The organism is Sorangium sp. So ce394, from assembly GCF_051474665.1.
Taxonomy (GTDB): Bacteria; Myxococcota_A; Polyangia; order Polyangiales; family Polyangiaceae; genus Sorangium; species Sorangium cellulosum_D.
Map to the genome: position 1 here is coordinate 13200418 of NZ_CP150339.1, position 12791 is coordinate 13213208.

Here is a 12791-nt window from a genome sequence, read left to right on the forward strand (position 1 = left end):
GCGTCGAGCGGCGGCTTTTCCTCGACTCCGCGGTCTTTTGATCAGCGCGCCCTGCGGCGCGCGGCCTCGCAGAGGGCCGACCGGGTGGGGTCGCTCGGGAGCTCCGGCGGCAGCTTCTCCTCGCAGGCCACCTCGGGGCTCAGCGGGTCGAGCGCGACGCCCGCCGAGAAGGCGCTGCCTCCGTCGGCGCCTCCGTGGAGCAGGCCGTGCAGCGACCACCACCGGCCGTGGCGGCTGTTCACGTCCTCCACCCGCTCGACCAGCGGGGCGGCGCTCGCCCGCTCGCCGGAGGCCAGCAGGGCGGCGGCGAGGAAGCAGCGCACCGCCGGCTCGTGCGGCGCGAGCGCCTGCGCGCGGGCGTGCTGGACCGCGGCGGCGGCGTGGTGGCCGCGATCGTGGAGCAGCTGCCCGAGCCGCACCCGCTTGGCGACCTCCTGCCGGTGCGGCATGTCCCCGCCCGGCGCGAGGTCGGGCGGCACGCTCGCCGGCACCGTGGCGAGGTAGGCGCGCCAGCGCTGGTCCCAGGCCGCGAGATCCGCGCCGGAGATGTCGGCGATCGCCCGCTCCAGATCCGCGTCGCTGCTCGCGTCCTTGAGCCGGCGCAAGAGCTCGGGCAGCGCCGTGTCGCCCGCCTCCCTCGTCCAGTACCGGATGAAGCTCGCGACCTCGGCGAACACGATCGCCGCCTCCTCCGCGCTCGGGAGCATCGCGATCGAGGGGCCGATCTTGTCGAGCGGGCGCCCGAGGCCCTTCTGGATGCCGACGAAGGCGACCGCGTCCGCGGACGGCACGTCGTCCAGCGGGTCGGGCTCGCGCCAGCGGACCTCCTCGCGCTTGGCCACGCCCTCCTGCAGCCACAGCGGGGCGTTGTCCCGCGTGCCGCGCGAGAGCGCGAGGTGCGTGATCTCGTGCGCGAGCGTGTCCAGCCAGGGGTAGCCGTTCGGCGTCGCGCGCGGCGAGAGCATCGTCACCCGCCCCCACTTGGCGATGGCGACGGTGCCCGTCGTCCGCGCCGCGTCCTCGGGCAGCCCGGTCATCGCGGAGAGCGTGAACTGATCGCGGACGAGATCGATCCGCAGCGGCCGGAGCAGCTCGACCCCGAGGTCCTTCGCGAGCACGTCGCGCGTCTTCGCGGCCACCTCGACGAGCAGCGGCACGAGCGCGCGATCGTCGTCGTCCTGGAGCCGCACCCACACGCCGCGCGCCTCGTCGTTCACGACGACCGTCGCGGCGGTGGCGCGGGCGCAGCCGCGCGCGATGTCGCCGAGCGCCGCGCCCTCCGCCGTCGCCGCGAGATCGGGGCGCGCGAGGATCGCCGCGGCGGCGTCGCAGTCGCCCTCGTAGATGGCGAGCCGGCCGCGCTCGAGCGCGAGCGCGGGATCGACGGGATCCGCGCCTTCGAGGATGCCCCGCGCCGCCGGGGCGTCGATCTCCAGGATCGCGGTCCGCGCCCGCACCGCGCGATCGAGGTCGCCGACCGCGATGCGGCCGGACGCGGTCGCCGACACGGTCGCGAGCGCGGCGAGGACCACCGCCCGCAGGCCGCGCCTCGCGAGCGCCGTCGCCCCGCGCGGAGCCCTCGCCGGGGCCGCCGTAGCGCCGGCGCGCGTCATTTCAGGAGCCCCTCCGCGTAGCGCTTGACCGCCTCTCGCAGCCGCGGCTCCGAGGCGCTCCCGAGCCCCTCGAGGACGCGCCGGCGGAACTCCTCGGGGCCCTTGTGCTTGTCCTTGTCCGGGATGTCGGCCTTCCTCGCCATGTCCCTGTTCCCTTCCGACTCGGCGTCGCCGTCCTGGCTCTGGTCGTCGCTGCGCGACATCTCGAGCAGCCGCTGCGCGTCGCGCTGGCGCTCGTTGCCCTGCTCGCCTTCCCCCTCGGAGAGGGCGCGCTGGGCGTCGCGCATCGCCTGCTCGGCCTCCTCGAGGCGCTCGAGCATCTCCTCCGGCATGCGGCCGTCGCCCTGCTCGCCCCGCCTGCGCAGCTCGCGCGCGCGATCGGCGAGCGAGCCCTCGCGCTGGCTCGAGCGCGCGAGGCCCTCCCGCGCCCGCTCCGACGCCGCCTGCCGCAGCTGGCGCAGCGCCTCCTCGGCCCAGGCGAGCTCCCGGGCGAGCGCCTGCTGCGCCTCGCCCGCCTCGCGGCCGGCCCGCTCCTCGGGGAAGAAGCCGCCGCCCTGCGCGCCGAGCCGCTTCGCCTCGCCCAGCGAGCGCGCCGCGCCCTGGCCGCTCTCGACCGCCTCCTCGAGGCCGCCCTGCTCCAGCGCGCCGGCCATCGCCTCGGCCTGCTCCCTGCCGGCCGCCGCGGCGGACTCGGCCGAGCCCGGCGCCCCGCCGGGCCGCGGCAGCTCCTGCACCGCCTCGCGGATCGCCTCCGCGCGCCGCTTCGCCTCCTCGCGGAGCGCCGCGACGTCCTCGGGCCGCGAGGCGCGCATGAGCTCCTCGGCGACCGCGTTCGTCTCGGCGGCGTGATCGCGCGCGAGGTCCTCGAGCTCCCGCTCGCTCTGCGCGACGCTCTCGTCGGCGCGCGAAGCCTCCCCGGGATCGGGCCCCCCGCGCGGCGCCCCGGACTCCACCCCGCCGCGGCCGCCGCCGCCGAACGAGGGATCCGGCCGCCGGAGCCGCGCCGCGAGGTCGCGCGCCGCGAGCTCGGCGTGCGCCCAGTCGCCGGCGCCGCGGGCGCGCGCGACCCTGCGCAGGTCGCTCGCGACGATCTCGCCGAGATCGAGGCCGAGCTCGCCGAGCTTGCGCAGCTCGGCGCCCCCGCCGCCCAGCACCGTGACGGCCGCCTCGAGGCGGACCTCGCCGCCCTCGCGGTCGCCGCCGCCTCGAAGGAGCTCGGCCGCGGCCGCGGCCTCGTCCGCGACGTCGGCGAGCCGCTGCGCGACGGCCCGGGCGTCCCGGACGCCGAGGCCCCGCAGGCCGGCGTCGAAGGCGAGCAGCACGCCCTCGGTCTCGTCGAGCAGCTTCTGGTGCGCCGCGCGGGTGGTGGATTTCCGCTCGGCGCCGAGCGCCGCGTCGAGCCGGGCGAGCTGGCCGCGCGCGAGCGACGCGACGCGCCCCCGCACCCGGAGCCCGCCGTAGTCGGCGGAGAGCGCGCGCTCGACCTCCGCCTTCGCGGTCGCCTGCGCCTCGGCCTCGTGCGCGGCGTGCGCCGCGGCGCCGCCCGCCTCCGGCGTCTTCTGGCCGATGCGGTCCGCGAGCAGGTCGGTGAGGGCGTCGCGCGCCTTCGCGAGCGCGGCGTAGCGCCGCGCCTCGGGCTCGCCCACCTGCGGCGGGATGACCACGATCGCCTCGCTCCTGCCCCACTTCGGGCCCTCGATCGGATCGTTGTCCCGCGCCTCGATCCGCACCTCGATGGGCACGTACGTCCTGCGGAAGAACGGGTCGCGCGCCTTGAGCTCGTAGCCGCCGCGGTCGATCTTCGCGTCCCCCGCCGGCCGCGAGAGCACCCGCCGCTCCTCCTTCGCGCCGGCGCGCAGGACGAGGTCGACCTCGCGCAGGCCGTGATCGTCGGTGATCTCGTAGCGGAGCGGGATGCTGGGCTCGTCGAGGAGCCTGACCGTGCGCGGCGCGCCCTCGAGCGTGACGCGCGGCGCGTCGTCCGGGATCGACACGACGCGCTGCGCGTCGGCCTGCCGGACGCGGACCTGCCCGAAGCGCGCGGCCGCCTGGAGCGTCGTCGAGTCGCCGAGGGTCCAGTGGGCGATCACGCCGCCCTTGCCGTCGTCGACGAACGGGACCTCGGCGCCGCCGTCGGTCAGCACGAGCGCGCGCCCCGCCCGGACCGGGCGGCCGCGCACCGTGATCACGGTCCCCCGCGGCTGCATCGTCGTCGCGAACGGCAGGAGCACCTCGGCGCCCTCGTGCAGGTACTCGGGCGGTGTGGCCGTCATCTCGACCTCCTCGAGCCACAGCAGAGCGAGCGGCGCCTCGCCGCCGCGGGCGGCGAGGACGTCGAGCCCCTCGACGACGCGCGGCGGATCGATCGCGGCGGCCGCGAGCGCCGCCAGGCCGAGGCCGAGGCCCGCGCTCGCCCACCGCGCGGCCGACCGCTGCGCGCGCGCGAGGATGCGCGCCCGCGAGGCGCGGCCGAGCAGCCGCCGGAGGTGCAGGCCGGCGAGCTCCGGCGACCCGACCCGATCGTCGGCCGAGGCGCGATCCACGAGCGAGAGCGCCCGCAGGGTGGCCGCGCCGAGCGCCTCGTCCGTGCGACCGACGATCTCGCGCACGGTGCGCCGGGCGTCGCCGCGCCGCCGCCGCGCGACGACGACCCGCGCGACGATCGCCGCGAGCAGCAGCGCGAGGCCGGCGCCGGCGAGCCCGCGGGCGAGCGGGGAGCCCACGCGCGCCACGTGCGCCGCGCCGAACAGCCCCGCGAAGGCCGCGGCGGTGAGCGCGCGCCGCGCGGAGGGATCCACCTCCGCGTCCCAGATGGAGCGCAGCCGCGCGATGGACAGGGCCGGCGCCTCGTTATCCATGGAGAGGCAAGGGTAACCGGCGGCAGCAGGTGGTCCAGCGGATCGGTGGGATCCTCCGGGGGGCGGGCGCCCGGGCGGTCAGACGTCGAGCTCGCCGTCGGTCATGAACCAGCTGTCCGGGTCGAGGAGCACGCGCCGCAGCTCGTCCGGGAAGCTCGGGTCGAGGTGTACGATGAGCCACCGCGAGCCCACGCTCGGGGGGTGGGGGCGCGAGAAGAAGCCGAGCGCCCGCAGGCGCGCGCTGAACGCGGGCGGCGTCACGAGGAGCATCCCCACGGAGACGTGCCCCTCGCGCCGCATCGCCCGGCAGAACTCGAGGAGCAGGGCGTCGAGCAGGGGGCCGCTGTCCTCGCAGAACACGTCGGTCATCTCGACCTTGTTGTTCCGCACCGCGTAGACGGCGTAGCCGAGCAGCCGCCCGTCGTGCCTGTCGAGCATGCAGAAGAAGCGGTACCGGACGTTGCCGAGCTGCGCGTAGCGCCAGTTCAGGAACTGGGCGCTCCGCTCGCCGGCGATCGGCGACGGCTTCGCCCGCGACCACAGCTCGTCGAAGCGGTGGTCGGCGGCGTCCACGAGCTCGGTGCGCACGCGGCTGCCCCGCGCGAGCAGCGCCGCGGCGTCCCGGAGCGCCATCGAGGCGTCGACGGCGCGCCCGGCGGCGCGCACCAGGGCGTTGTCCGGCTTCACCGTCGCCCGCTGCACGGCGCGCTCGGCGGCCGTCGACAGCGCCTGCGTCAGGGGGGCGGGCGGGGCGCCCGGCGCCGCCGGCTCCCAGAGCGCGCGCCAGCGGGGGTGGGGGACCGCCGACGCGGCCCGCTCGGCGACCCGCTGCACCACCGCGGTGACGATGCTCTGCTGATCGCCGGCCGACGAGGCCGCGAGCTCGTTCAGCTTGTACGCGGCCATGAGGGGCCGCACCCAGATGGTGGAGTCCGCGATCTTCTTGTAGCCGGCGCGCTGGAAGATCGGGAACGAGGCCTTGTTGGGGAAGCCGAACAGGAAGTCGACCCCGGCGTCGCGGCAGCCCTTCGCGAGCTCGCGCTGGATGCTCATGGCGGCCCCGGCGATGCGGTGCGCCTTGGTCACGCCGAAATCGCCGAGGACGCCGGCCTTGAGCTTCCGCCCGCTGACGTAGACGTCGCGCGGGTAGAACGAGCCGCTGCCGATGATCTCCCGCGCCGGGCCGTGAAAGCCCATCCAGGTCCGCGGAGGGCCGGCCGGGTTCTGCTCCTGGAACCAGCGCATCCGCCGCTCCACGAACTCCTGCGAGACCTCGCCGTGGGCGAGGTTCTCTTTCCAGAGCTGCGCGAGGACGTCCCTGTGCGCGTCCGGCTGGACGCGGGCGGCGCTGTAGACCTTCTCCATGGCTTCCGGTGCGCTCTCCTGGCGCGGCAGAGCGGCGCGCCGGGCCCGTCATGGCCGAAGGCCGCGAGGGCGTCAATCGTGCCTGGCCCGGCCGCATCCGCGCGCTTCGCCGCTCCCGGGGCGACGCGCGGACGCATTCCGCGCCGGGCGCAGCGAGGCCGCGCGGCGACGGCCGGCGTCATCGCGGAACGCGAGTACACTCGCGCGATGCTCCGCCGCGCCCTCGCCGCCGTCGCCTGGCTCTCGCTGATCTTCGCCCTGGCCTGCAGCTCCGCGCTCCCGCCGTCCGCCCCGGGCGCGTCGCAGCCGGCGAAGGCCGCGCAGCCGCCGGGCGCGGCCGCGCGGTCTTCGACGGCTGCGACGCGCCCGACGCTCGATGAGCTCATGGTCGCGGAGGGCGAGCCAGGTCCGGTGCCGGTGACCCGCGCCGATCCGGCGCGCGGCAGCCGGCTCGCGCCCGTGACGATCGTCGTGTTCTCCGATTTCGAGTGCCCCTTCTGCAAGCACCTGGGCGGCACGCTGCGGCAGCTGGAGCGGAGCTACGGCCCGGAGCAGCTGCGGATCGTGTGGAAGAACTTCCCGCTCGCCTTCCACAAGCAGGCCCGCCCGAGCGCCGAGGCGGCGATGGCGGTGTTCGCGCACGCCGGCCCCAGCGCGTTCTGGGCGTTTCATGACGCCATCTTCGGGGCGGACGAGCGGCTCTCTCCGGAGCTCGAAGCGACGGCGCTCCGGCGCGCGGGGGTGACGCCCGGCCAGGTCGAGCAGCTCGTCGAGCGGAGCGGGGCGGCGCGCAAGGTCGACGCCGACATGGCGCTCGCCGCGCGGCTCGGCGTGGACGGCACGCCGGCGTCGTTCATCAACGGCGTCCTGCTCGTCGGCGCGCAGCCGGCGGAGCGGTTCGCCGAGATCATCGACGCGCAGCTCGCCGCGGCGCGCGCGCTCCGCGCCGCGGGGACGCCGCCGGAGCAGATCTACGCGGCGCTCGCGGCGAAGAACTTCGCGGCGCCCGCCGCGGATCCCGAGGAGGCGGCGGAGGAGGAAGAGCGCCGGGTGGTGCACCTCGTGCCGGTCGGCGACTCGCCCGTGCGCGGCAAGGACACGGCGCTCGTCACGATGGTGCTGTTCAGCGACTACCAGTGCCCGTTCTGCAGGCGGGTGACGCCGACGGTCGAGAAGCTCGCGGCGCAGTACGGTGACAAGCTGCGCGTCGTCTGGAAGGACAACCCGCTCCCGTTCCACCCCCGCGCCGAGCCCGCGGCGGAGCTCGCGCGGGAGGCGCGGGCCCAGAAGGGGGACGCCGCCTTCTGGCGGGCGAACGACCGCCTCCTCGCGCCCGAGGCCGGCCTCGACGACGCGGCGCTCGAGGCCCTCGCCGCCGAGCTCCAGCTGAACGTGGCGGCGGCGAAGCGCGCCGTCGCCTCGCGCAAGCACGCGGCCGCGATCGAGGCCGACATGGAGCTCGCCGACGATCTCGGCGCCGCGGGGACGCCGCACTTCTTCATCAACGGGCGCAGGCTGGTCGGCGCGCAGCCGATCGAGGAGTTCCAGGCGCTCATCGACGAGGAGCTCGCCAAGGCGGAGGCCATGGTCGTGGCGGGGACGCCGCGCGCGAAGGTCTACGAGGCCATCCAGAAGCAGGCTGTCCCGCCGGCGCTCCCGCCGAAGGTGTCGGTGCCGCCGCCGCCCAAGGGCCACCCCGCAAAGGGGGCGGCCGCCGGCAAGGTGGTCATCCAGATGTTCTCCGACTTCCAGTGTCCTTTCTGCGCGCGCAGCGCCGCCACGATGGATGAGCTCCTCAAGGCGTTCCCGGGCAAGGTCCGCGTGGTCTTTCGCCACCTGCCGCTCCCCTTCCACCCCGAAGCGCAGCTGGCCGCCGAAGCGGCCATGGAGGCGCTCGCGCAGCAGGGGCAGGCCGGCTTCTGGAAGATGCACGATCGGCTCTTCAAGGCCCATGACGCCGCGAACCTCGATCGCGCTGCCCTGGAGCAGCACGCCGCGAGCATCGGGCTCAACGCGGCGCGCTTCGCCCGAGCCCTCGACGAGCGCACCCACCGTGCCGCCGTCGAGGCCGACGCGGAGGCCGCGCGGAGCGCCGGCATCACCGGGACTCCGGGGTTCGTGATCAACGGTTACCTGGTCAGCGGAGCCCAACCGCTCAGGAAATTCAAGAAGGTCGTGCGCCGGGCCCTCAGCGAGGCGAACTGAACGCGAGCGACGCAAATACGGGCAGCTGGGCGCAACAAACGCAACAAACGCAACAAGACGGGCGCTGAACGCAAACGCACCTGCGCTGAAGGCGGCGTGAGCGCGCGGGGCCGGGGAGGTGCGAGCTCGGGTGATGGGCGCCGCGACGGAGCGCTCGATTGCGGGCTCCCGGGCGCGGCGCTCGGTGGACCGCCTTTCCGTTCGACATGCGCGTTTCTCGGGGCGCGTCTGTCGGTATCGCCCGCCGGGCTCGTGATACGCTGTCCCAATGCCCAAACCGCGCGGTCGAAGGACATCGGCCGAACCCAGGCGCACCGTCAAGGCATCGAGCGGGCGGGCGCGCGCGCAGCCTCGTGACAAGGCGGGCCAGCGCGGCGTCGCCGAGGCGGGCTCGCCGGCCGCGCTCCGCGACAGGCACGAGCGGCCGGCGGCCAGCGCGCGAGCGACGCCCGGGAAGGCGAAGGCTGCCGCCGCGCGGTCGGCCGCGCCGGCGAAGCGATCGACCACGTCGCGGAAGGTCGCCACGACGGAGCGCGCGGCGGCGCCGAGGAAGGGCGCCGCGACGGAGCGGTCGTCGGCGCGGAAGGGCGCCGCGACGGAGCGCTCGTCGGCGCGGAAGGGCACCGCGACGGAGCGCTCGTCGGCGCGGAAAGGCGCCGCGACGGAGCGGCCGGCGGCGAGAAAGGGCGCCGCGACGGAGCGACCGGCGGCGCGGAAGGGCGCCGCGACGGAGCGGCCGGCGGCGAGAAAGGGCGCCGCGACGGAGCGGCCGGCGGCGCCGAGGCTCCGCCCCGCGAGGGCGCGCGCCGACGAGCACGCCCAGGCGACGCCGCCGAAGCGGCGACCCCGCAGCGAAAAGCCCGCGAGCGAGGCGGACGACACGGAGCTCTCGCCGCCCCGGCCGCCGGAGCTCGACTGGGACGACACGCCGTCCGACAGCGCCGAGGAGGCGCTCGCCCAGCGCTGGGCGGCGCGGGGCGAGGCGCTCTTCCAGCAGCTCGCCGAGCACGGCGCCTCGCAGCACGAGCACCGCGCCGACCTCAAGGACGGGCGCTTCGTCTGGATCGCGCCGGGCGGCCGCGTCTCCGCCGAGGCGAGGGCGCGCCTCCTGTGCAGCTGGTCGCGCACCACGTCGGTCGTGGTCATGGCGTGGGCGGATCCGCTCGTCAGCAGCGCGGGCGTCGAGCGCATCGACGGGATGCCCGCGGAGCAGGACAGCGTCGACGAGGAGGGCGCCTGGCAGGTCGCGATGAGGGCGGCCGACGCCTGCGGCGCGGCGTACCTCTACCGCGTGTCCTCGCCGCAGGCCTGGTACTTCGTCGCGCTCGACGATCTCACGTTCTCGCCGAAGCGCGCCTCGTTCCACCCCGGCGCGCCGGTCGGCTTGGTGCTGCGCGCCATCGGCGAGGTCCGCGAGGCGATCGCGTCGCGCGCCGAGCCCGCCGACGTCATCCGCGACAGGATCTCCGCGCTCAGCGACTCGCTGTTCCACCAGGCCAGGTACGCCTACCGCGACACCGACTGGGTCGCGCGCCTCGATCGGACCGGCTCGTGCCTGATGCACCTCGCCAAGCGCATCCCGCGCGCGTGCTTCAGCGCGGTCGCGGCCGGCCAGCGCGTCGACGAGTGGCTGGATCGCGAGCTCGCGATCGAGCTGATCAACGCGCTGTCGCTCATCGAGGACGAGTGGAGCCTGTTCGGCTGACGGTCCGCCGCGGCGCGCCGCGCGGCTGAGCCCGCGCCGGCGCGGCGCCCCCGCCGCGCGCCGCGCGCGGCACCGCTCTTGAAAGATCGACACGATCCAAAAGGGAGCGGTGGTGAGGGGAGGCGGCGATGGGTCGAGCGAAGCTGTTCCAGGATCGCAGGGACGCCGGGCGCAGGCTCGGGCAGCTGCTCTCGGGGTACAGGAGCGAGGCGCCGCTCGTCCTCGCCCTGCCCCGCGGCGGCGTCGAGGTGGGCTACGAGGTGGCGCGCGCCCTGGGCGCGCCGCTCGATGTGTGGATCGTGCGCAAGCTCGGCGCGCCCGGGCAGCCGGAGCTCGGCGTGGGCGCGATCTCCGAGGGGGGCGAGGTGTACATCGACCGGAGCCTCGTCTCGGCGCTCGGCATCGCCGACGCGGAGCTCGCCGACATCGCGGAGCAGCAGGCCGCCGAGGTGGAGCGCGGGGTGCGGCGGTTCCGGGGCGACAGGCCGATGCCCCGCGTCGAGGGGCGGACGGTCATCGTCGTGGACGACGGCATCGCGACCGGCGGCACGGTGCGGGCCGCGCTGCGCGACCTGCGCAAGCGCTCGCCGAGGCGGATCGTGCTCGCGGCGCCGGTCGCCGCGCCATCGAGCCTGTCGTCGCTCGCCCGCGAGGTCGACTCCATCGCCTGCATCGAGGAGGACCCCGGCCTCCAGGCGATCGGCGCCTACTACGAGGACTTCTCGCAGACCTCCGATGACCTGGTCGCCTGGCTGCTCGCCGAGGCGCGGCGCGAGCTGCCGCCGCCGGAGGGCGCGGAGCGGCCGCTCCTCGTCCAGGCGGGCACGGCGGCGCTGCCCGGGGATCTCGCGATCCCGGAGCGCGCGATCGGCCTCGTGCTCTTCGCCCACGGCAGCGGCAGCAGCCGCAGGAGCCCTCGCAACCGCTCGGTCGCGGAGGCGCTCTGGCGGTGGGGGCTGGCCACGCTGCTGTTCGATCTGCTCACCGAGGAGGAGGCCGCCGAAGATCGCCGGAGCGCTCGCCTCCGCTTCGACATCGACCTGCTCGCCCGGAGGCTGCTCGGGGTGACGGACTGGGCGCTCGCGCGCCCCGAGCTCCGTCACCTCGGCGTCGGCTACTTCGGCGCCAGCACCGGCGCGGCGGCCGCGCTCGTCGCCGCGGCGGCGCGGCCTCGCGCCGTGGGCGCCGTCGTGTCGCGCGGCGGCAGGCCGGATCTCGCGGGCGCGGCCCTGACCCGGGTGCGGGCGCCGACGCTGCTCATCGTCGGCAGCGCGGACACCACGGTGCTGGCGCTGAACCAGGGCGCGCTCGAGCGCCTCGCCGGCCCGCGCCGCCTCGCCGTGGTGCCCTCCGCGACGCACCTGTTCGAGGAGCCGGGCGCGCTCGCGGCGGTCGCCCGGCTCGCGGGGGAGTGGTTCGCGCAGCACCTGTCCCCGAGGGGCGACGAGGCGCGGGCGTGATACGCCGCGATCACCTCGAGAGCCAGACCGTGTACGCGTGCGGCATGAACGGCGCGTCGTCGGGGTCGAACGGGCGGCTCCGGATCATGCTCCCCGCGTTGACGCCCACGATGAGCAGCCCCGCGAGGCCGTCGAGCCCGACCACGGTGCGCTGCGCGCGGCTCTCGCCGAAGATGCCGGCCACCTCGACGCGGCCGGCCTCGGCGCCCTGCCGGTCGACCTTCACGATCGCCCAGCGGAACAGCGCGGGCAGCTCCCAGTCGGCCACGAGGGTGATCTCGGCCGCCTCGAGGTCCGGCCCGCCGGCCGCGCCCTCCGCGGCCAGATCGAGCCAGAGGTAGGTGGCGCCGGTCGGCTCGATCGGGCGCAGGGGCGCGACCCGCCGCGGGAGCGTCGCGTAGGGCAGCGACCACTCGAAGCGCACCCGGCCGAAGTCGCCGAAGCGCTCCACGTCGGACAGGTGGGCGCCGTCGCTGCGGCTGCCCACGAACGCCCGCGCGATCGCGAACTCGAGGAGCAGGTCGTCGAGGTCCTTGCCGCGGGACCGGAGCGACGCCCGGAGCGCGTCGAACGTGTCGGGCTCGGCGCGGAAGCGCGCCGCGCCGCCGGGCGTGGGCTGCGCCGCGATGGCGAGCAGCGACATCGCGACCTGCGCCGGCGTCCCGGTGCCGTAGGCGTCGTCGAGGTACCACGGGAAGAGCAGGGCGCCGTCGAGGGCGCCGAGCGCCGCGCCCGTGAGCGCCCGCTCGGGCGCGCGCTGGAAGGCGTCGATCGCGGCGAGCTCCTCGGCCGGGCAGGGCGCCGCGATCGCCGCGAGGTAGCTCGCCGTCATGGCGAGCGCGCCCTCCTCGGCCCCGGCGTCGAGGCGCGTCGCGACGGCGTGGCCGAGCGCGTACGCCGCGTCGGACGCGCTCGAGCACCCGCCCCGCCCCGGCGCCGCGACGATGGCGAACGCGCTCGCGGCGTCGAACCGCTCGCCGATCGCCCTGAGGTCGTGCCCGACGCGCGCCGGGCGGCGCGGGCCGCGCTCCAGGTAGAGGTCGTACGCCGGGCTGCCGCCGCGCGCCCCGTCGGGGAGCGGCCGCGGCAGGCCGAGCGCGTCGTAGGCGCGCATCGCGGCCTCGAGGTCGGCGAGGCTCTCCAGGAGAGCGCTGCCGGGGACGCCCGCGGGCGCGTGCGCGCAGACGGGCAGCGCGAAGGAGCAGGCGCGCTGCGGGACGTCGCGCTCGTCGGGGCGCTGGACCGGCGAGACCACGGGGCGGCCGTCGGCCGGTGGCTCTGCGGCCTCATCGGTGGGCGCGACGCCCCGCAGGGCGCCCGGGGCGGGCGGCGGCGGACCGTCCGGCGCCGCGTCCGGCGCGCGCGCCGCCGCGGCGGGGGGGCCGCCGAGGGCGGCGGCCAGCGCGAGCAGCGCGAGCGCGCAGGCCGCCTTGCGCCGCGGCCGGCGCGGCGCGGGCGCGCGCTCCCGTCGCCCGGGTGGGGCGTGCGCGGGGCACGGTCTCGACTGCTCTTGGCGTCCTGGCGGTCTTCGCTCTGTGTGACTGGATCGGACACGCACGAGCATCGCTGCATCGTCGTATTCTCC

General features: G+C 76.5%; 7 protein-coding genes. 3 read left to right on the forward strand and 4 right to left on the reverse strand.

The features are described 5' to 3' along the window. Positions 1-41: 41 nt before the first annotated feature. From WMF33_RS48840 to WMF33_RS48850, 3 genes are all read right to left on the reverse strand, one after another. Entirely contained in the window at positions 42-1613 is a 1572-nt protein-coding gene (locus tag WMF33_RS48840) for a hypothetical protein (RefSeq protein ID WP_437334986.1), read from the reverse strand. Then, positions 1610-4471 carry a DUF4175 family protein gene (locus WMF33_RS48845; RefSeq protein ID WP_437334987.1) on the reverse strand — a complete coding sequence of 954 codons (2862 nt, stop codon included), beginning with the start codon at positions 4469-4471 and terminating at the stop codon, positions 1610-1612. Before WMF33_RS48845 ends, WMF33_RS48840 begins: the two co-directional genes overlap by 4 nt. A gap of 78 nt (positions 4472-4549) precedes the next feature. After that, on the reverse strand, positions 4550-5836 hold the full coding sequence (locus WMF33_RS48850) for a GNAT family N-acetyltransferase (RefSeq protein WP_437334988.1): 1287 nt from the start codon (positions 5834-5836) through the stop codon (positions 4550-4552). 207 nt (positions 5837-6043) lie between these two features. On the opposite strand from WMF33_RS48850, the gene WMF33_RS48855 reads away from it, so the two are divergent. From WMF33_RS48855 to WMF33_RS48865, 3 genes are all read left to right on the forward strand, one after another. After that, positions 6044-8041: a DsbA family protein gene (locus tag WMF33_RS48855; protein WP_437334989.1), complete on the forward strand. Its 1998-nt coding sequence runs from the start codon at positions 6044-6046 to the stop codon at positions 8039-8041. 268 nt (positions 8042-8309) lie between these two features. Beyond that, positions 8310-9746, forward strand: coding sequence for a DUF6882 domain-containing protein (locus WMF33_RS48860; RefSeq protein ID WP_437334990.1), 1437 nt, complete (start codon positions 8310-8312; stop codon positions 9744-9746). A gap of 128 nt (positions 9747-9874) precedes the next feature. Next, entirely contained in the window at positions 9875-11206 is a 1332-nt protein-coding gene (locus WMF33_RS48865) for a phosphoribosyltransferase family protein (RefSeq protein WP_437334991.1), read from the forward strand. Positions 11207-11216: 10 nt separating this feature from the next. Here WMF33_RS48865 and WMF33_RS48870 read toward each other — a convergent pair whose 3' ends face one another. Then, entirely contained in the window at positions 11217-12461 is a 1245-nt protein-coding gene (locus WMF33_RS48870) for a hypothetical protein (protein WP_437334992.1), read from the reverse strand. Between the last annotated feature and the right edge of the window lie 330 nt (positions 12462-12791).